The organism is Kribbella sp. NPDC051137, from assembly GCF_040682535.1.
In the GTDB taxonomy this organism is placed as follows: domain Bacteria; phylum Actinomycetota; class Actinomycetes; order Propionibacteriales; family Kribbellaceae; genus Kribbella; species Kribbella karoonensis.
In genome coordinates this window covers 715,314-733,372 of the sequence record NZ_JBFBBI010000003.1, presented here as the reverse complement: position 1 = coordinate 733,372, position 18,059 = coordinate 715,314, and the positions used below count along the sequence as shown (strand labels likewise).

Sequence of the window (18,059 nt, the reverse complement as noted above, 5' to 3'; positions counted from 1 at the left end):
TCAGGACTCCTGCACTAGGTGGGACTCAGGTGAAACGGTAGCTGGCCGGTGGGAAGCCAGGAGGTGGGCCACCAGGATGGGGACGGCGAAGCCGGCCATGATCGCGGGCACGGCGACGCCCGCGTCGTTCAGCAGCATGCCGACGATGCCGCACACGGACAGCGCCAGCAGGGTCGGCCGGACCATCGGGCTGCTCCGGTAGAAGTCGCGGTACGCCTGCGACGGAACGCGGTCCGGGAACACCGTGGCGCACACGCACAGCAGTACCGCGATCAGCATCGCCCAGCCGGTCGGACCGTGGAAGAACATCACGGCCATCTGCAGCTTGCGGATGAACACGTCGTCGACGTCGCCGTCGAGCACCCGGGCGAAGAACGTCCCGAAATGCGTGCGCTGGTCCGCCGGCCGCAGGTAGTCCAGGAACGCGACAGCCGTGACAGCCACTACGCCGAGCACACCGACAGTGATCAGTGCGCGCAGGGAGAGGCTGCCACGCCAGGTCAACCAGGCCATCAACAGCACCGCCGGCGTGAGCGCCAGGATGCCGCCGAAGTCGGTGCCCCAGCCCGGCGTGCCGTCCACGATGATCGCAGCGCCGCCGATGACCAGTACGGCGACCGCGGCCTGCAGCTTGCTCCTGTCGAGCAGCCGGTGCGCGGCCCACCCGGCCGTGACGAGCGCCCCGAGAGCCAACGCCGGGAACGTCGAGTTACCGAAGCCGTAGAACCGCCCGCCGATCACAGGACCGTCGGCGAACATGCTTCCCAGCTGCATCGGTGTCCCGAGTACGCCGTCGACGAGCAACAGCAGGTACGCCGCCAGCGCGAGGCCGAAGTACGCGTACTTCTTGAGCAGCACCTGGGCGAGGATCGCGGACAGGACACTGATACCGATCGTCACGGCGTACAGGGAGAACCCGGGGGCCGGCCAGCGCCACCAGACCGTGGCCTGTGCCAGGAAGACCGCGATGTAGAAGCCGCCCTGGACGAGGAGCGTGAAGACCGCGACGCGGCGGGACGCGGGCGAGCGGCGTACCAGGAACCAGATCATGGCGAGTACTTCGGCGCCGACGATCGTCAGCGCAACGAAGAACAGCATCGGGCGGGGCTGTTCGTAGCGCTGGTTGGCACCCAAGCGGTCAGCGATCACGGCCGACGCGTCGGTGTGGAGGTCACCGGTGAAGTGGATCTCGCTGCCGTCCAGCGGGCTTGCAGTCGCTTCGCCTGCCGGGTCCACGGTGGCCGGTGTGCGGCCCTTGAGGATTGTCGCGGTGATGTCGGTGAGCTGGATCAGCCCGGGACGCCGGGTGCTGTCGCTGGTCAGCCAGCGCGGACCATTGTCCGGTGGGAGCTGCATCGCGACGAGGGTCTGCTTGTGCGCGTTCAGGACTTCCTGGCTGATGCCGACCAGCAGGACCCAGCCACCGGCCGCGCGTGCCTGGGCGACCAGGTCCGCGACCTTCTTCCGGGCCTCGGGCCGGCCTTCCCGCGGCGGCATCGCGCCGGCGTCGACGATCGCGTCGCCGCAGTCCGGCTTCGCCAGCCGGGACGGGTCGAACGTGGGCTGCCAGTTGGCGACGGAACCGTCGGTCTTCGCGAGCGCGATCGCGGCACCCGGGCCGAAGCCGCAGATCGGGTAGCCGGTCTGGCCGAGTCGGCCGATCGGGGCGCCGGTGTGGTGTTCGGCCTGGCGGTCGACGTACGTCTGCCAGTTGTCCACCTTGCCGGCGGTCACCGCGGGCAGCTCACCACACGGCTGGCCCGGCACGTTCCCCCAGGCCCGGGTCCCCGCGCTGATCGTCAGCCAGCCGTCGATCGGACACGTGTGCGGCCCCGCGGTCTTCACCGAGATCGACCCCACGTGCGCCTGGTCCACCAGCGCGGTCAACTCGGGCGACGCCTGCACATCACTCCAGGTCAGGCCGGGAACCCCGACGACCACGACCTTCGCGAACAGGCTCGAAGGAGCCGCGTCCGCCGCGGTGGTGGTGCCGCCGATGGCGGCGGCGAGCGCCGCGACGCCGAGGAGTACCCGTCGCGCCCCCGACCAGCTCATCAGCCGGCGACGACGGCCTTCAGCACCGAGGTGAAGAAGCCCAGGCCGTCCGTGGTCGGGCCGGTCAGTGTCTCGACGGCGTGCTCCGGGTGCGGCATCAGGCCGACCACGTTGCCGCGCTCGTTGGTGATGCCCGCGATGTCGCGGTACGAACCGTTCGGGTTGCCGAGGTACCGCGCCACCACGCGCCCCTCGCCCTCCAGCCGGTCCAGCGTCGCCTCGTCCGCGACGTACGAACCGTCCTGGTTCTTCAGCACGATCGTGACCTCGTGGTTCGCGTCGTAGTCGCTGGTCCACGCGGTGCGGTTGTTCTCGATCCGCAGGGGCTGGTCCTTGCAGACGAACTTGCGGTGGTGGTTCTTGATCAGCGCGCCGGGCAGCAGGTGCGACTCGCACAGCACCTGGAAGCCGTTGCAGATGCCGAGCACCGGCATCCCCTGGCCCGCCTTCGCGATGATCGTCTCCATCACCGGCGCGAACCGGGAGATGGCACCGGCGCGCAGATAGTCGCCGTACGAGAACCCGCCGGGCAGCACGACCGCGTCCACGCCGTGCAGGTCCGCGTCGCCGTGCCAGAGCGCGACCGCCTCGGCACCGGCCACCGCGGCGGCCCGCCGGGCGTCCACGTCGTCCAGCGAACCCGGGAAGGTGACGACTCCGATCTTCACTGGTCGCTCTCCACGTGCAGCACGTAGTCCTCGATCACCGGGTTGGCCAGCAGGGTGTCCGCGGCCTTCCGGATCTCGGCGACCCGCTCCTCGGTCGCCTCACCGTCCAGGGTGATCTCGAAGCGCTTTCCCTGCCGGACATCGGCCACGCCGTCGAAGCCGAGCCGGCCGAACGCGCCGTGCACCGCCTTGCCCTGCGGGTCGAGGATCTCGGGCTTGAGCATGACGTCGACGACAACGCGAGCCACTGACTACTCCAGGTTCGTTGCGGGGTGACGCCTGAATCCTACCGACCGCGGCACGGAACTCCCGCATCCGGACTACTCACTCAGTACATACACGCGCTGTATAGTCCTTCGCATGGCGACAGCGGAGCTCGTGCTCGGGCTGCTGTCCGGGGGGCCGGCTCACGGGTACGACGTGAAACGCGGGCACGACGCCTGGTTCCCGGACAGCCGCCCGCTGGCGTTCGGCCAGGTGTACACGACGCTCGGCCGGCTGGAGCGGAACGGACTGGTCGAGGTCGTCGACAAGACCGCCGGCGGCGGCCCGGACCGGACCGTCTACGCACTCACCGCGAAGGGCCGCGACCACCTCGCCGACTGGCTGCACGCCCCGGTCCCGCCGGCCTGGGGCAGCGCGGACGAGATACTGCGGAAGCTCGTGGCGGCGATCCGTACCGGCGGCGACGCGGCCGGGTTCCTCGCCCGCCAGCGCGCCAGCCACCTGCGCCGGATCCGGGAGCTGCGCGAGGCGCCGGCCGACGACGACCCGACCTCCCCGCTGGTCCGCGAGTACACCGTGGCCCACCTGGACGCCGATCTACGCTGGCTGGACAGCGCGCTGGACCGCGTCGCCGAGCAGACGGGGACTGCCTGATGAACGCGCTGACACCGAACTGGCTGGAGTGGGTGGGCATCGCAGCCGACGCCGGCTTCCTGCTTCGCAACCGACTCCGGGACGCACTCGATCCCGAGAACCTGAGGGCGGCCTGATGACCACACTCCCCCTGGCGATCCGCCCGGCACTCCTGCTCGGCGTACCGAACCGGATCACGCTGGTCCGCACCGTGATCGCGATGGCGGTCGCCACCTATGCGTTCCGCACCGGCGAACTGACCTGGCTCGTGATCGGGTACTTCTCGTACTGGTTCGGCGACAGCCTCGACGGCTGGGTGGCCCGCCGGCGGAACGAGGAGTCGCTGTCCGGCGCCGTGTTCGACATCGTCTGCGACCGGGCGTGCTCGTTCCTGCTGGCCGCGGCGTTCATGGCGACGTACCCCGCGACCATCGGGCCGCTGGCGATCTACCTGATCCAGTTCGGCGTACTGGACACGATGCTGACGTTCTCGTTCCTGCTCTGGCCGTGGATGCTCAGCCCGAACTACTTCTACAAGGTCGACCGGCCGATCTACCTCTGGAACTGGTCCAAGCCCGCCAAGGCGATGAACACCGCGGCCGTGGTGATCTCACTGGTCGTCGCCGGTCAGACCGGTGCGCAGTGGCTGCCGTACACGATCGCGGTGGCCGCGCTGGTGGTGAAGGTCGTCTCGTCGTACCGGCTGATCACGATCATCTGCGGCCGCCGGGCCGCCGTACCAGAGGAGGGGCACTGATGGGTAGTAACCCTGGCCCCTCCCCGAAGTAGGCCTGGGTTCCATGGCAACGGCCTGGATTGCGCTTAGCCTCGGAGTTATGTGGGTCTGGCAACTGGCACTGGCAGTGGGCTTCGGCATCGGGTCCGCCGTCGTACCGGTGATGAACGCGGAGGCGTACGTCCTCGCGCTCGGCGCCACCCATGCCCTGAACCCGGTGGTCGCCGCGATCGGCGTCTCGATCGGTCAGACCATCGGCAAGGTCGCGATGTTCCTCGCCGTCCGGCACCGGCCGGACTACGCGGCCCGCAAGGCGAAGAAAGAGCCCAAGCCGGTCAACCTGGACACTCGCTGGGGGCGATTCGTCCAGTGGAACCGCGATCTGAGCAAGCGGTTGCTGGACGCGATGAGCGACAGCCGGTGGGGAGCGCCGGTCACGCTGCTGAGCGCGTTCGTCGGCATTCCCCCGCTGTACGGCGTCGCGCTGATCGGCGGGGCCTCCCGGATGCGGACGTGGGTGTTCACCCTGTCCGTCCTGGTCGGCCGCGGCGCCCGCTTCGTCCTGCTCGCACTCGGCGTGAGTGCTTTTTAGCCCTCGAAAGTGCGGCCGCTGAGCTGCTCGTAGGCGCCGATGTACGCCGCCCGCGTCCGCTCGACGACCTCGTCCGACAACGGCGGCGGGGCCTCACCCGACTTCCGGTCCCAGCCGGACTCGAACTGCAGCCAGTCCCGCACGATCTGCTTGTCGTACGACGGCTGCTGCTTGCCCGGCTCCCACTGGTCGGCCGGCCAGAACCGGCTCGAGTCCGGCGTCAGCACCTCGTCGGCCAGCACGATCGTGCCGTCCGCGCGGGCGCCGAACTCGAACTTGGTGTCCGCCAGGATGATCCCGCGCTCCTCGGCCGTCGCGCGGGCCCGCGCGTAGACGTCGAGGGTCGTGTCGCGCAGGGCGGCCGCGATGCCGGCGCCGACCGTTTCCACCACTGCGTCGTACGAGACGTTCTCGTCGTGCTCGCCCAGCTCGGCCTTGGTGGCCGGGGTGAAGATCGGGGTCTCCAGGCGGGAGCCCTCGACCAGCCCGCTCGGCAGCGGGATCCCGCAGACCGCGCCGGTCGCGTTGTAGTCCAGCAGGCCGGAGCCGCTCAGGTACCCGCGGGCCACGCACTCGACCGGGAACATCGCGAGCTTCTCGCACACCACGGCCCGCCCGGCGACCTCTTCCGGCACGTCGGTGGAGACGATGTGGTTCGGTACGTCGAGCTGCTCGAACCACCACAGGCTCATCGCGGTGAGCACCTTGCCCTTGTCCGGGATCGGCGTCTCCAGGATCCAGTCGAACGCACTCATCCGGTCGCTGGCCACCATCAGCAGGTCGCCGGACTCCAGCTCGTACAGATCCCGGACCTTGCCGGAGTGGATGTGCTTCGCACCAGGAATCTCAGGGGCCTGCGGAGGTGTGGTCACGCAGGCGATTCTTCCACCCGGTCACTTCCGGGCGCGCAGGGACATCAGTTTCCCGCCGAGGGTGAACAGGCCCTCGCGGAGAGTGCAGACGAGCGGGTTCTCGGTTTGGGCGAGGCGGCCGAGGGAGCGGGAGCGTTTCACCAGCTTGGTGGTGGCGGGGCGGCGCTCGGCGTCGTAGGCGGTCAGCGCTGTGTGCAGGTCGCCGTCGCGGAGGTGCCTGTCCAAGGCGCCGGCGTCCTCGATCGCGGAGCAGGCGCCGCGGCCCAGGTTCGGCGTCATCGCGTGCGCCGCATCGCCGAGCAGCACCACCCGGCCCTGCACGAACGGCACCAGCGGGAGCGTCAGGTCGTAGATGTCGTTCTGCAGGACCTTCTCGCTGCCCGCGATCAGCCGCGGGATCGGGTCGTGCCAGCTCTCGAACACGGTCGGCTCGCTCGTCGTCCCGGCCGACTGGTTCGCGGTCCCGTACCAGTAGTACCGCCCGTCGATCAGCCGCGCGAACCCGAACAGTTGCCCACGGCCCCAGGTCTCGCCGCCGCCGTCGTCCAGCTCGACGTCCGCGATCCCGCGGTACGCCGTGAACCCGGCGTACCGCGGTCCGGCGTACTGCGGGTACAACGTCCTGCGCACCATGCTGCGGATCCCGTCCGCGGCGACCAGGAGATCGGCCCGCAGCTCGTCGTTCACCGTCACGCCGTCCGCGTCCTGGGCGACCGTGCGTACGTCGTACCCGGTCCGGACCGTGACCGCCGGGCCGAACCCGGCGGTGATCAGGTCGTGCAGCTGAGCCCGGTGGATCATCACCGGGATCTCCACGCCGAGCTCCGCCGCGCTCACCACCCAGCGCCCGTCGGGCTTGCGCATGCCGGCCGGCTTGGACGGCACCGACACCTTCTCGACGCCCTTCACCCCGAGCTCCTCGAGCACGGCGACCGCCGAGGGCCAGACCGAGATCCCGGCTCCGACCTCGCCCAGCTCCGCGGCCCGCTCCAGCACCGTGACCTGCCAGCCGCGGCGCTGCAGCGCGACGGCCGCGGTCACCCCTCCGATACCCGCTCCGACCACGATCGCCGTACTCATATCCTCGACTCTACATCCGTAGAGTCCGGCTGGGAAGTGCGAGACTGTCCGGCGTGACAGTGCCACGGGGGGCGGACCGGCAGGACGCGATCGCGGACGCCGCGATCCACCTGGTCGCCACCCGCGGGTTGCGCGGGCTCACGCACCGGGCCGTCGACACCGAGGCGGGCCTGCCGCCGGGGTCCACGTCGTACTACCTGCGGACCCGGAACGCCTTGCTGACCGCCTGCGTACGGCGGATGCTCGCGCGGGACGTCACCGGGATGCCGCCTCCCGGGGCGGATCCGGTCGAGCTGATGGTCGCGATGACGGCCGGGCTCGCACAGAACCGGCCGGACGACCTGGTCGCCCGGTACGAGCTGTCGCTGGAGGCGAGCCGTCAGCCCGAGCTGCGGGCCGCGATCGACGAGGGCGGGCGGCAGTTGCGCTCGATGCTGGCGCAGGTGCTGGCCGGGCTCGGCGTACCCGATCCGGAAGGGGCGGCGTGGCCGGTCGCCGCGATGCTCGACGGATTGATGTACGACCGGGTCGCGGGGACCGGGGCGACGCTGACGCCGGCCGCGTTCGAGGCCGCCGTACGACGGTCCGTGACGGCGCTGATCGCCGGACTCAGAGACGGTCCGTGACGGCTACGAACGTGAAGTAGCAGACGCCGAGCAGCATGCCGACGTGGCCGAGCACGGACAGTCCCGCCCCGGAACCCCAGGAATCACTCTGTGTGTCCTCCGAGTGCTTGCCTCCGCTCGGCAACCAACGGGCGAGCAGCAACAGTCCGACCACGGTCAGTGTCCACCAGCCGGCCAGCATCACCAGAGCGATCTCCCGGCGACCGATGGCCAGGGCAACGACCCAGCCGATCAGCGTGATCACGCCGACGATCGTGTGCAGCCGCAGCAGGATGGCCGAGTACCCGTGTCGTCCGGCGCCGTGACCGGTGCCGTCGACAACAGTCCCACCGAGCCGGACGCGCGTGATCAGTACGACGACCGCGCCGAGCGCGGTCAGGAACCAGGTGACGTTCGACCATTCCACGCCCCGATCCTTACCCCACCCGGCGGTCAGGTGAACCCTTCGTGTCCTAGACACCCGTCCAAACCAACGCCCGGCGGGCCGAGTTGTCCGCTCGAGGCCCGCCGGGCTGTCTAGTTCAGCCGAGGTTCAGCTCGTCTGCGTCTGCCCCTGCGTTCCTTGCTGGGTCCCGTTCCCTGGCACGATCCCCTGCTGGTTCCCCTGCTGAGTCCCGTTTCCCGTCCCGAACCCTTGCCCGGTCCCGTTCTGCCCAGTCCCGTTCTGGCCCGTTCCGTTGCCGAAGCCCTGCCTGTTGCCCGGGAAGCCGCCGCGACCACCACCCGGCCCACCGAACTGCCCCTGCTGGTTGCTGCTCCCGTCCCACGAATGCCCCACAGCCATCCCACCCAGGAACGCCAGCACCGCAAGCACCGACCCGGCCCCAGCCAGCATCAAGTTGCTGGGCCGCTTGCGCCCAGCACCCCCGGCCACCGCATCGGCCTGCTGTGCGACAGCAGCCTGCTGCCCCGCACCCACCTGGGGCCCGACGCCCGACTGCCCGGCGCCGGGATGCTGCGCGGGACCCGCGTGCTGCCCCACGCCCGGCCGCGCATCACCCGGCTCGTAACCCGCACCCGCCTGAGGTGCGCCCGCCTGGGGTACGCCCGCCTGGGGTGTGCTCGGTTGGCCGGGGGTTTGGGAGGTTCTCGCGGCCTGGAATTGGGCTTCTGGGGACTGCTTCATATTCATGCTCCTGTTCCACTCGAGAGGTCGTAGACGGTGGTGCCACCGACGGTCTGGGACTTGAAGTTCTGGTTCACCCAGTTGGCGATCTCGCTGGACGTACCATCGCCGCCGCGCCCCCCGAATCCGCCCATCCCGCCACCACTCCCGACGAAGTAGTGGATCTTGCCCTGGGCAACCAGTTCCTTGAACTCCGCCATCGAGGGCGCCGGGTCGGTCCCGTTGAACCCGCCGATCGCCATGATCGGCTCACCGGACGCGATCTGCATCGGAGCGGCACCGTTCGCGGTCACGGCAGCGGCGGCCCAGGTGTACCCCTTCGCCCGCTGCTGCAACAGCGTGATCAGCTCACTCGAGACCCCGCTGATCCCACCACCACCAAGGAATCCGCCGACACCGCCCATGCCACCACCGCGCATGGTCCCAGCCTCAGTACCAGTCCCAGTCCCGCCGGTGCCTCTGCCGGTTCCGGTGCCGGTTCCGGTGCCAGTTCCGGTGCCGGTCTGACCAGGCGGCGTACCCATGCCACCACCGCCGGGCCCACCACCCATACCGCCCATCCGGCCCATTCCGCCGGCTCCGGACGGTCCGGCCGAGGGCAGCGCGCCGGTGTGCGCCGAGTTGATCGTGGCCACGGAGTACGCCGTCGGCCCAGCCAAAGCGGTCACCGTGAGCACCGCAGCCGTGAACAACCCCGCCCGGCGAGCCGCCGTACGGTGCAGCTTCAACTCAGGCAACAGCATCAACAGCCCGGCACCGAGTACGCCGGTCAGCAGCACCGTCCAGCGCAGCCACGGCTGCCACGACGGCGTCTGCTTCAGCAGTGCGAAGCTCCACCCGGCCGTCAGCAGGATTCCTCCTGCCAATACGGCCCGCGGCAGCCACTCTGTACGCCGTTTCCAGAGCACCGACATCGCAGCACCGATCACCGCGCCGATCGCCGGCGCCAACGCGATCATGTAGTAGCTGTGGATGATCCCCTGCATGTAGCTGAAGACCAGCCCGGTGCCGAGCAGCCAGCCGCCCCACAGCAGTGCGAACGCGCGCTTCCGGTCCGTCCGCGGAGCTTTGCCTGCGGCAACGACCAGTACGACGGTGCCGAGCAGAGCCGCTGGCAGCAGCCACGCGATCTGCGAGGCGAACTCACCACCGAACAGCCGCTGTACGCCGGCCGCGCCACCCCACATGCCGCCGCCACCGTTGCCGCCGCCTCCACCACCGACCGACCCGGTCTCATTGCCGCTGAGCCGGCCGAGGCCGTTGTAGCCGAGTGTCAGTTCGAGGATGCTGTTGTTCTGCGAGCCGCCGATGTACGGCCGCGCCGACGCCGGCAGCAGTTCGACGATCGCGACCCACCAGCCGGCGCTCACGATCAGCGAGACCGTCGCCAGGACCAAGTGCAGGATCCGCTTGCCCAGCTTGGGTTTGCCGACCACCAGGTACGCGATGCCGAACGCCGGGAGGATCAGGAACGCCTGCAGCATCTTGGCCAGGAACCCGAACCCGACCAGCGAACCGGCCAGGATCATCCATCGCGCGGAGTGCTGCACCGAGTCGATCGCCCGCGTGATCGCCCACGCACCGGCGCAGAGCAGCAGGATCAGCAGCGCGTCCGGGTTGTTGAACCGGAACATCAATACGGCGACCGGCGTCAGCGCGAGGATCGCTCCGGCCAGCAAGCCGGCGTTCGCGGAGAACCACCGGCGGACCGACACGTACACGAAGCCGACGCTCGCGACGCCCATCAGCGCCTCGGGGACCAGCATGCTCCAGCTGTTGAAGCCGAAGATGCGCCCGGACAGACCCATCACCCACAGCGAGGCCGGGGTCTTGTCGACGGTGATGAAGCTCGACGAGTCGAACGACCCGAAGAACCAGGCCTTCCAGCTCTTCGACCCGGCCTGGACCGCGGCGGCGTAGTACTCGTTCGCGTAGCCGTTCTTGGACAGACCCCACAGGTACGCGATCGCCGTCAGCGCCAGCAGGCCGCCGTACAGGATCTTGTCCCGGCTCAGGGTGTACTGCGTGGTGATCGCGCGCGGCCGTGTCGCCTCGACGGGATCGGAGACCGTGGTCATCGTCAGTTGCTCCGGGTGTTCTCGAGAACCGGTGGTTCGAAGGTGGGGATCGTGGGGGCGTCGTCGTCGAACACCCACGCCTGGAAGAGGCTGAACCGGACGACGGTCGCGGCCAGGTTGGCGACGGTCAGCACGGTGATCTCCACCGCTTGGTGCGGCGAGGTGACCGCGGTGTGCAGCAGCCACAGCGACGCTGCGGTCAGGCTCCAGCCGATCCCGAACGCGACCAGCCCGCGCAACTGGTGCCGCCACCGGCCTTCCACGCCGCGGACGCCGAACGTGAACCGCCGGTTCAGCGTGGTGTTGCCGATCGCGGTGATCAGCAACGCCACCAGGTTCGCCACCTGCGCCGGCATGCCCTGCCGCAGGATCAGGTAGATCAGCGCGTACGCCGCCGTACTCAGCACGCCGATCGCGCAGAACCGCAGTACCCGCGCAGCGAGCGCCGTCCGCGGATCGAGCATCCGCGGCCGTCCGTACTTCTGCCGGACGGGTTCCAGGTCCACCCGGCTGCGCATCAGCCGGGCGATCCCCCGCAGGTCCTCGCCGACCGTCTTCGCGATCGCGACCCGGGAGTCCAGGTCGTCGATCCAGTCCACCGGTACTTCGTGGATCCGCAGCCCGGCCTTCTCGGCCAGCACCAGCAGCTCGGTGTCGAAGAACCAGCTCGTGTCCTCGACCAGCGGCAGCAGCTCCCGCGCCACGTCGGCGCGGATCGCCTTGAAGCCGCACTGCGCGTCCGAGAAGTGCGCGCTGAGCATTGCCCTCAGCAACAGGTTGTACGAGCGCGAGATGAACTCCCGCTTCGGCCGCCGGACCACCCGGGAGCTCTTCGCCAACCGGGTGCCGATGGCAACGTCACTGTGCCCGGCGAGCAGCGGTGCGACCAGCGGCAGCAGGGCGTTCAGGTTCGTGGACAGGTCGACGTCCATGTACGCGAGCACCTCGGCGGTGCTCGCGGACCAGACCTGCTTCAGCGCACGGCCGCGGCCGGACTGCTCGAGCCGGACGATCCGGACCCCGGGCAGCTCGCTCGCGAGCAGCATGCCGATCTCATATGTCGCGTCCGTACTTCCGTTGTCCGCGATGCAGACCTCGGCCGGAAACGGGAAGGCGGTGTCGAGGAACTCACGGAGCCGCCGGATGTTCGGGCCGAGGTCGTTCTCCTCGTTCTTGACGGGTACGACGATCTCGACCCGAGGCTGACCTGGAATCTCCATGCCACCGATGCTGTCCGGTGAACCTGAGTCAGCCCCTGCGCGTGGCTGGCAGTTTCCTGGCAGTTACCGGGTGCGACGGAGCCAGAGCAGGCCGAGCACGGGCAGCACCAGCGGGACGAACCCGTACCCCTGACCTAAGTGCGACCACACGGTCGCGTCCGGAAAGTCGTCCGGTACGGCGTAGCTGAACGCGCCGATGCTGATCACGCCGACCAGCTCGATCACGATCGCGGTCGTCGCCACCTTGCGGGACACCTTCGTCGCCTTCGCCAGCGCGAACGTCGCGGCGATGTAGATGACCGCGGCAACGGCCGACAACAGGTAGGCGAGCGGCGCCTCGTGGAACTTGGTCGCGATCTGTACGCCGGCCCGCGCGGTCGCCGCCAGCGCGAACACGCCGTACACCGCGATCAGGATCCGCCCGGGTCCGTGCTTGGTGGCTGCCGGATCGCCCATCTCAGGCCGTCCACACGTCGTGCAGCCGGAGCTCGAGGATCGGGATCACCAGGCAGGCGATCGCCAGCACCCCCGCACCCCAGCGGCTGCTCTCGGCCAGCGCCCAGAACGCCCCGATCGGCAGGATGATCAGCGAACCGATCAGGTACCCGATGAAGAACGGCCCGGACACGTCCCGGTCGGTACCGCTGAACTGGACGATCCCGACGACCAGCTGTGCGAGCAGCCCGACCTCGACGACGCCGATCGCCCCGAGCACGGGCCAGTCGATCCGCTTGTTCCGCGCGGCCAGCACGACGGCGTACACCATCGCTGCCAGCGACGAGGCGACGAGAAACCAGGTGAGCGGTGCGAACACGAACTAGAGGATGTCACCCGGCGTGTAGGCGGCCGCCTCCGGGTAGCGCTTGGCGAGCTCGTCGATCTTCGCGACGACCGCGCCGACCTGGGCGACGGCCGCGCCGGTGAACGACAGCGGCTCGCCGACGATGCCGACGATCTGTTCCTCAGTGAGGCCGAGGCGGCCGTCGGTGCCGAGGCGGTGGAACAGGTCGTTCGTCGCGAGGCCCTTGCGGAGGTCGAGCGCGGTGGCGACCGCGTGCTCCTTGATCACCTCGTGCGCGGTCTCCCGGCCGACGCCGTTCTTCACCGCGGCCATCAGCACCTTGGTCGTGGTCAGGAACGGCAGGTACCGCTCCAGCTCGCGCGCCACGACCGCCGGGTACGCCCCGAACTCGTCGAGCACGGTCAGGAACGTCTCGAACAACCCGTCCAGCGCGAAGAACGCGTCCGGCAGCGCGACCCGCCGTACGACGGAGCAGAAGACGTCGCCCTCGTTCCACTGGTTGCCGGCCAGCTCACCGGCCATCGACGCGTACCCGCGGAGGATGACGGTCAGGCCGTTGACCCGCTCGCAGGACCGGGTGTTCATCTTGTGCGGCATCGCCGAGGACCCGACCTGGCCCTCCTTGAACCCTTCGGTCACCAGCTCGTGCCCGGCCATCAGCCGGATCGTCGTCGCCAGGCTGGACGGGCCGGCGGCGAGCTGCACCAGCGCGGACACGACCTCGTAGTCGAGGGACCGCGGGTACACCTGCCCGACGCTGGTCAGCGCGTTGTTGAACCCGAGATGCTGGGCGATCGTGGTCTCCAGCGTGGCGAGTTTCTCCGCGTCGCCGCCGAACAGGTCCAGCATGTCCTGCGACGTCCCCACCGGGCCCTTGATACCGCGCAGCGGATACCGCTCGATCAGCTCCTCGACCCGCGCGATCGCGACCAGCAGCTCGTCCGCGGCCGACGCGAACCGCTTGCCCAGCGTGGTCGCCTGCGCGGCGACGTTGTGCGAACGCCCGGTCATCACCAGCGCCGCGTGGTCGGCGGCCAGCTGGCCGAGCTTGGCGGCGGTCGCCACCGCCCGGTCCCGGACCAGCTCGAGGCCGGCGCGGATCTGCAACTGTTCAACGTTCTCGGTCAGGTCACGGCTGGTCATCCCCTTGTGGATGTGCTCGTGTCCGGCGAGCGCGCTGAACTCCTCGATCCGCGCCTTCACGTCGTGCCGCGTGACCCGCTCACGCTCGGCGATCGACCCCAGGTCCACCTGGTCGATCACCCGCTCGTAGTCCTCGACCACACCGTCCGGCACCGGGACGCCGAGCGCGCTCTGGGCCCGCAGTACGGCGACCCAGAGCTTCCGCTCGAGCACGATCTTGTGCTCCGGCGACCACAGCTCCGCCATCGAGAGACTGGCGTAGCGGGCGGCGAGAACGTTGGGGATCCGGGGCTTGGTCACGAGCCCCATTCTCCCAGACGGCGACTACTTGACCGTCACCAGACTGCAGAGCCGGGCACCGGACAGCGTGCAGACCTGGTACGAACCGGCCGGCAGGCCCTTCGGCAGTGCCAGCGTGAACGGGCCCGTGCCGTTGTACGACGGCATCGCGACGCCCATCTCACCGGTCATCGGGATCGCGTACGGCGCGGCCGAACCGACCTTGGCCACCAGCGTGTACAGCGACTTGTCCGGCTGCGAGACCGAGGACAGCGAGAACGCGGCGCCACGCGCCACCTTGTCGGGGAGCCCCGCCACGAACTGGGCACCGGGCGCCACCGTCGACGTCCGCAGCGCCAGCGGGCCGACGACCTTCGGCAGCTGCTGCGCGTTCGGATGCGACTCGACCGTCGGCGGCACGACCGCGTTGGTCGGAACCGGGCTACCGGCCACCGGGGCGTTGTTAGCAGCAGGGCGGAGCGTAGGGATGATGGCCACCGCCGCGACCACCGCGGCTGCTCCGATCACGGTCAGGCCGGCGGTCCGGCGGCGCTTGCGGGTCCGGGCCGCGACCAGTACCGACTCGAAGTCCCCGGTGGACTCGGCGGCGCGGCGGTCGGCCAGCGCCTGCAGGTCTTCCTGCAGCTCAGGCATGGTCGTCACTCCTCAACAGCAAAGATTCGGACAGGGCGTCCCGGGCGCGGGAGAGGCGCGACTTGACCGTGCCTTCCGCGATCCCGAGCGTGTCCGCCACCTGAGCCACGCTCAGGTCGCAGACGTAATGGAGGACGACGACCTGGCGGGTCGGCATCGGCAGGCCGGCGAGAGCCTGCTCGAGGTCGCCCGAGTATCCGTCGGCATGGTCCGGGACGTGCTCCGCGGGCAGCCGGTGGAACAGCTGGCTGACCCGGTTGCCGTCCCGGTGCCTGTTCGCCGCCAGCCGCATCGCGACCAGCCGCACCCAGGCCTCGGGAGCGTCGTACCGCGACACCTTCTCCCAGCGGGGCACCAACCGGACGAACGCCTCCTGCACGATGTCCTCGGCTTCGGCGCGCGATCCGGTCAGCAGCGAGACGACACCCACCAGCCGCGGCTGGTGGGCGCTGTAGAACTCCCGCAGCCCCTCGGTCTCCATACCCACCTACACCCCCGACCCACTGATCCGGTTCCATCGAATTCTGACCTGTTTACAGGACACCATGAACAGATGGACAGGCTGACGCCGTACGAGGTCGCGTACCTGGTCGGCGGCGCCGAGCGCGCCGCGGTAGTGGTGTTCGTCACGCTGGCCGGCGACGGGCGGCTGGAGATCGCGTACCGGCGGCAGCGGGTCAAGGTCGTCCGGACCGAGTCGACGTACCCGGTCGAGGCGGCGGCGCTCGCGCTGGTGCCGGAGAGCGGCCTCACCGTGCCCGAGTTCCTCACCGCGGTCGCGGCGACACCGGCGGTCGCGGACCTCGGTACGGCGGTCCGCGCGAAGGGGCAGCTCCGGTTCCTCCGCTGGTTCAGCTCGACGTACCGCGAACTCCTCGCGCATCCGGGGACCGGAGTACGCCGGGTGGCGGTGCTCGGCGTACCGGGGATCGCGGACGACCGGCTGCGGGAGATGCTGGCCAACCCGCTGCCGGAGATGCCGAAGATCGACCCGGTCAACCCGGTCCGGGACAACACCTTCGACGGCTCGATCGGCCCGTCGGCCGGCACCTAGAGGTCCTGGCAGGCGGGGTACTTGGACCCTCGCGCGGAGGTCTTTCGGTGCCTGTCGGTGATGGCTGCTGCTGCCGAACACTCGGAGTACAGGCCATCCACACTCCGCGGCCCCGAAGACCGCGGGCCGAAAGGAAGACATCATGCGCCGCAAGACGTTCGACGCGCTGCTCACCTCCGCCGGGCTGGTTCTCGCGATCGTCATGGTCGCCGCCGGCGCGCTGCTGCTGTGGGCGCACAACTTCGTCGACAACCAGGTCCACGATCAGCTCGCCGCCCAGCAGATCTACTTCCCGAAGGCGGGCAGCGACTCGCTCAACGACCCGGCGATCAAGCCGTACCTGTCGCAGTACGCCGGGCAGCAACTGGTGAACGGCGCCCAGGCCGAGGCCTACGCCAACCACTACATCGCCGTCCACATCCAGTCGATCGGCGGCGGCAAGACCTACGCGCAACTGTCCGCCGAGTCGCTCGCCAACCCGAACGACGCCAAGCTCGCCGGCCAGGTCCAGACCGTGTTCCGCGGTGAGACCCTGCGCGGCCTGCTGCTGAACGCCTACGCGTTCTGGAAGATGGGGGAGATCGCCTTCATCGCCGCGATCGCCGCCTTCGCGGCCGCCGGGCTGCTGCTGATCCTCTCGGCTCTCGGGTACGCGCACCTGCGCACCGTGCCCGCGAACACCGAGGTGATGCCGAGGCTGACCGGTCAGCCGCACGCCGCCTGACCACGGCTTCCGACCCCGAGACAGACAGAACCGCCGACCGCGCCTGGGCCGGCGGTTCTGTCGCGTCCTGGCTCAGAGCGTGTCTCAAACGGTGATCTGTCCGCGCTCGGCCTTGAGCGCGATGTCGGTGCGGTGCTGGGAGCCCTTGATCCGGATCTGGCCGACCGCCGCGTACGCGCGCTGCCGTGCCTCGGCGAGGTCCTTGCCGACCGCGCTCACCGCGAGCACCCGGCCGCCGGACGTCACCAGCTCGTCGTCCTCGATCGCCGTACCGGCGTGGAAGACGCGGACGTCGTCGTTCTCGGCCTGGTCGATCCCCGCGATCACGTCGCCCTTCCGCGGGCTGGCCGGGTACTTCTTCGCGGCCACCACGACCGCGACCGCGGACGCGTTCCGCCAGCTGAGGTCGCCCTGGTCGGCGAGCTTGCCGGTCGCGGCGGCGTACAGCAGGCCACCGAGCGGGGTCTTCAGCATCGGCAGCAGCGCCTGCGTCTCCGGGTCCCCGAAGCGGCAGTTGAACTCGATCACCCGGACACCGCGTGACGTCAGCGCGAGACCGGCGTACAGCAGGCCGCTGAACGGCGTACCCCGGTGCCGGAGCTCGTCGATCGTCGGCTGCAGCACCTTCTCGGTGATCTCGGCGACCAGGTCGTCCGGTGCCCACGGCAACGGTGTGTACGCGCCCATACCGCCGGTGTTCGGGCCCTCGTCGTTGTCGCCGAGCCGCTTGAAGTCCTGCGCCGGCTGCATCGGCAGTACCGTCGTACCGTCGGTGATCGCGAACAGCGACACCTCGGGACCGTCGAGGTACTCCTCGATCAGCACCTGGTCGCACTCCGCCGCGTGCTGCAGCGCCGCCTCGCGGTCCGACGTCACCACGACGCCCTTCCCCGCGGCGAGCCCGTCGTCCTTCACGACGTACGGCGGCCCGAACGCGTCGATCGCGGTCGCCGCCTCCTCGGGCGTGGTGCACACGTACGCGCGGCCGGTCGGCACGCTCGCGCACGCCATCACGTCCTTCGCGAACGCCTTCGACCCCTCGATCTGCGCGGCCTCCCGGGACGGCCCGAAAACGGCGATCCCGGCATCCCTGAGCGGATCGGCGAGCCCCGCCACCAGCGGCGCCTCCGGCCCTACGACGACCAGGTCCGCGTCCAACTCCCGGGCCAGCGCGACCACCGCGTCGTGGTCCTCGGCGTCCACGTCCCGGCACCCGACGGTCTGCCCGTCGTACACCGGCCGCAGCGCGGCGATCCCCGGATTCCCCGGAGCCGCCACCACCTGCTCAACCTCCGCATCCTGAGCCAACGCCCAGGCCAGAGCATGCTCGCGCCCACCAGACCCGATCACCAAAACCTTCACGGACGCCCACCCTAGCGTGCTCCCCGACGAACAGCCGCCGTCAACCCGAGACGTCCCACGGGGTGAGGCGGTGGACAGGAGGTGAGGCGGTGGACAGGAGGTGAGGCGGTGGACAGGAGGTGAGGCGGTA

General features: G+C 69.8%; 20 protein-coding genes. 6 read left to right on the top strand and 14 right to left on the bottom strand.

From position 1 onward, the window contains the following. From AB0M51_RS18590 to purS, 3 genes are read right to left on the bottom strand one after another with little or no spacing between them, the layout of a single operon-like run. Complete coding sequence (locus tag AB0M51_RS18590; RefSeq protein ID WP_363749666.1) at nucleotides 1–2,055, bottom strand: hypothetical protein; 2,055 nt, start codon at nucleotides 2,053–2,055, stop codon at nucleotides 1–3. Then, the gene (purQ, locus tag AB0M51_RS18585) at nucleotides 2,055–2,723 is read right to left on the bottom strand and encodes a phosphoribosylformylglycinamidine synthase subunit PurQ (protein ID WP_344194467.1); all 669 of its coding nucleotides are present in this window, start codon (nucleotides 2,721–2,723) and stop codon (nucleotides 2,055–2,057) included. The genes AB0M51_RS18590 and purQ overlap by 1 nt, the downstream gene beginning before the upstream one ends. Then, nucleotides 2,720–2,971 carry a phosphoribosylformylglycinamidine synthase subunit PurS gene (gene purS / locus AB0M51_RS18580; RefSeq protein WP_344194465.1) on the bottom strand — a complete coding sequence of 84 codons (252 nt, stop codon included), beginning with the start codon at nucleotides 2,969–2,971 and terminating at the stop codon, nucleotides 2,720–2,722. Before purS ends, purQ begins: the two co-directional genes overlap by 4 nt. Nucleotides 2,972–3,083: 112 nt before the next feature. Here purS and AB0M51_RS18575 point away from each other — a divergent pair, with 112 nt between their 5' ends. The 3 genes from AB0M51_RS18575 (at nucleotide 3,084) to AB0M51_RS18565 (ending at nucleotide 4,909) form a co-directional block, all read left to right on the top strand. Continuing rightward, complete coding sequence (locus AB0M51_RS18575; RefSeq protein ID WP_363749665.1) at nucleotides 3,084–3,602, top strand: PadR family transcriptional regulator; 519 nt, start codon at nucleotides 3,084–3,086, stop codon at nucleotides 3,600–3,602. 115 nt (nucleotides 3,603–3,717) lie between these two features. Further along, nucleotides 3,718–4,338 (top strand): CDP-alcohol phosphatidyltransferase family protein, encoded by a 621-nt coding sequence (locus AB0M51_RS18570; RefSeq protein ID WP_363749664.1) that lies wholly within the window; start codon nucleotides 3,718–3,720, stop codon nucleotides 4,336–4,338. 79 nt (nucleotides 4,339–4,417) lie between these two features. Continuing rightward, complete coding sequence (locus AB0M51_RS18565; RefSeq protein ID WP_344194459.1) at nucleotides 4,418–4,909, top strand: hypothetical protein; 492 nt, start codon at nucleotides 4,418–4,420, stop codon at nucleotides 4,907–4,909. Here AB0M51_RS18565 and AB0M51_RS18560 read toward each other — a convergent pair. Continuing rightward, complete coding sequence (locus AB0M51_RS18560) at nucleotides 4,906–5,781, bottom strand: phosphoribosylaminoimidazolesuccinocarboxamide synthase (protein ID WP_344194457.1); 876 nt, start codon at nucleotides 5,779–5,781, stop codon at nucleotides 4,906–4,908. The two genes, AB0M51_RS18565 and AB0M51_RS18560, sit on opposite strands and share 4 nt — an antisense overlap. Before the next feature lie 21 nt (nucleotides 5,782–5,802). Further along, complete coding sequence (locus AB0M51_RS18555; RefSeq protein ID WP_363749663.1) at nucleotides 5,803–6,861, bottom strand: FAD-dependent monooxygenase; 1,059 nt, start codon at nucleotides 6,859–6,861, stop codon at nucleotides 5,803–5,805. Between the two features lie 53 nt (nucleotides 6,862–6,914). Between AB0M51_RS18555 and AB0M51_RS18550 the strand changes: the two genes are divergently transcribed. After that, the gene (locus tag AB0M51_RS18550; RefSeq protein WP_344194453.1) at nucleotides 6,915–7,487 is read left to right on the top strand and encodes a TetR family transcriptional regulator C-terminal domain-containing protein; all 573 of its coding nucleotides are present in this window, start codon (nucleotides 6,915–6,917) and stop codon (nucleotides 7,485–7,487) included. Here the strand turns inward: AB0M51_RS18550 and AB0M51_RS18545 are convergent. The 8 genes from AB0M51_RS18545 to AB0M51_RS18510 form a co-directional block, all read right to left on the bottom strand. Beyond that, nucleotides 7,471–7,893 carry a hypothetical protein gene (locus tag AB0M51_RS18545; protein ID WP_344194451.1) on the bottom strand — a complete coding sequence of 141 codons (423 nt, stop codon included), beginning with the start codon at nucleotides 7,891–7,893 and terminating at the stop codon, nucleotides 7,471–7,473. The genes AB0M51_RS18550 and AB0M51_RS18545 overlap by 17 nt on opposite strands. Before the next feature lie 722 nt (nucleotides 7,894–8,615). Continuing rightward, a complete protein-coding gene (locus AB0M51_RS18540; protein ID WP_363749662.1) occupies nucleotides 8,616–10,691 on the bottom strand; it encodes a glycosyltransferase family 39 protein in 2,076 nt (691 codons plus the stop codon). 2 nt (nucleotides 10,692–10,693) lie between these two features. Continuing rightward, nucleotides 10,694–11,911 carry a bifunctional glycosyltransferase family 2/GtrA family protein gene (locus AB0M51_RS18535; protein WP_344194445.1) on the bottom strand — a complete coding sequence of 406 codons (1,218 nt, stop codon included), beginning with the start codon at nucleotides 11,909–11,911 and terminating at the stop codon, nucleotides 10,694–10,696. 63 nt (nucleotides 11,912–11,974) lie between these two features. Further along, on the bottom strand, nucleotides 11,975–12,367 hold the full coding sequence (locus tag AB0M51_RS18530) for a hypothetical protein (RefSeq protein ID WP_344194443.1): 393 nt from the start codon (nucleotides 12,365–12,367) through the stop codon (nucleotides 11,975–11,977). 1 nt (nucleotide 12,368) lies between these two features. Next, on the bottom strand, nucleotides 12,369–12,725 hold the full coding sequence (locus AB0M51_RS18525; RefSeq protein WP_344194441.1) for a hypothetical protein: 357 nt from the start codon (nucleotides 12,723–12,725) through the stop codon (nucleotides 12,369–12,371). Nucleotides 12,726–12,728: 3 nt separating this feature from the next. Next, complete coding sequence (gene purB / locus AB0M51_RS18520; protein ID WP_344194439.1) at nucleotides 12,729–14,165, bottom strand: adenylosuccinate lyase; 1,437 nt, start codon at nucleotides 14,163–14,165, stop codon at nucleotides 12,729–12,731. Nucleotides 14,166–14,180: 15 nt separating this feature from the next. Further along, complete coding sequence (locus AB0M51_RS18515) at nucleotides 14,181–14,789, bottom strand: hypothetical protein (protein ID WP_344194437.1); 609 nt, start codon at nucleotides 14,787–14,789, stop codon at nucleotides 14,181–14,183. After that, nucleotides 14,782–15,270 carry a SigE family RNA polymerase sigma factor gene (locus AB0M51_RS18510; RefSeq protein WP_344194435.1) on the bottom strand — a complete coding sequence of 163 codons (489 nt, stop codon included), beginning with the start codon at nucleotides 15,268–15,270 and terminating at the stop codon, nucleotides 14,782–14,784. Before AB0M51_RS18510 ends, AB0M51_RS18515 begins: the two co-directional genes overlap by 8 nt. 72 nt (nucleotides 15,271–15,342) lie before the next feature. On the opposite strand from AB0M51_RS18510, the gene AB0M51_RS18505 reads away from it, so the two are divergent. Further along, the gene (locus AB0M51_RS18505) at nucleotides 15,343–15,843 is read left to right on the top strand and encodes a TIGR04222 domain-containing membrane protein (protein WP_344194433.1); all 501 of its coding nucleotides are present in this window, start codon (nucleotides 15,343–15,345) and stop codon (nucleotides 15,841–15,843) included. A 142-nt stretch (nucleotides 15,844–15,985) separates the two neighbouring features. Beyond that, complete coding sequence (locus tag AB0M51_RS18500) at nucleotides 15,986–16,567, top strand: hypothetical protein (RefSeq protein ID WP_344194431.1); 582 nt, start codon at nucleotides 15,986–15,988, stop codon at nucleotides 16,565–16,567. An 84-nt stretch (nucleotides 16,568–16,651) separates the two neighbouring features. Here the strand turns inward: AB0M51_RS18500 and purD are convergent, their stop codons facing one another. Then, nucleotides 16,652–17,929: a phosphoribosylamine--glycine ligase gene (purD, locus tag AB0M51_RS18495; protein WP_344194429.1), complete on the bottom strand. Its 1,278-nt coding sequence runs from the start codon at nucleotides 17,927–17,929 to the stop codon at nucleotides 16,652–16,654. Nucleotides 17,930–18,059 lie beyond the last annotated feature (130 nt).

Bases quoted from the DNA above. Each gene is read 5' to 3' on its own strand.
- AB0M51_RS18590 (WP_363749666.1), bottom strand. From the start codon at position 2,055: ATGAGCTGGTCGGGGGCGCGACGGGTACTCCTCGGCGTCGCGGCGCTC.
- AB0M51_RS18575 (WP_363749665.1), top strand. From the start codon at position 3,084: ATGGCGACAGCGGAGCTCGTGCTCGGGCTGCTGTCCGGGGGGCCGGCT.
- AB0M51_RS18570 (WP_363749664.1), top strand. From the start codon at position 3,718: ATGACCACACTCCCCCTGGCGATCCGCCCGGCACTCCTGCTCGGCGTA.
- AB0M51_RS18565 (WP_344194459.1), top strand. From the start codon at position 4,418: ATGTGGGTCTGGCAACTGGCACTGGCAGTGGGCTTCGGCATCGGGTCC.
- AB0M51_RS18555 (WP_363749663.1), bottom strand. From the start codon at position 6,861: ATGAGTACGGCGATCGTGGTCGGAGCGGGTATCGGAGGGGTGACCGCG.
- AB0M51_RS18540 (WP_363749662.1), bottom strand. From the start codon at position 10,691: ATGACCACGGTCTCCGATCCCGTCGAGGCGACACGGCCGCGCGCGATC.
- AB0M51_RS18535 (WP_344194445.1), bottom strand. From the start codon at position 11,911: ATGGAGATTCCAGGTCAGCCTCGGGTCGAGATCGTCGTACCCGTCAAG.
- AB0M51_RS18530 (WP_344194443.1), bottom strand. From the start codon at position 12,367: ATGGGCGATCCGGCAGCCACCAAGCACGGACCCGGGCGGATCCTGATC.
- purB (WP_344194439.1), bottom strand. From the start codon at position 14,165: ATGGGGCTCGTGACCAAGCCCCGGATCCCCAACGTTCTCGCCGCCCGC.
- AB0M51_RS18515 (WP_344194437.1), bottom strand. From the start codon at position 14,789: ATGCCTGAGCTGCAGGAAGACCTGCAGGCGCTGGCCGACCGCCGCGCC.
- AB0M51_RS18510 (WP_344194435.1), bottom strand. From the start codon at position 15,270: ATGGAGACCGAGGGGCTGCGGGAGTTCTACAGCGCCCACCAGCCGCGG.
- AB0M51_RS18505 (WP_344194433.1), top strand. From the start codon at position 15,343: ATGGACAGGCTGACGCCGTACGAGGTCGCGTACCTGGTCGGCGGCGCC.
- AB0M51_RS18500 (WP_344194431.1), top strand. From the start codon at position 15,986: ATGCGCCGCAAGACGTTCGACGCGCTGCTCACCTCCGCCGGGCTGGTT.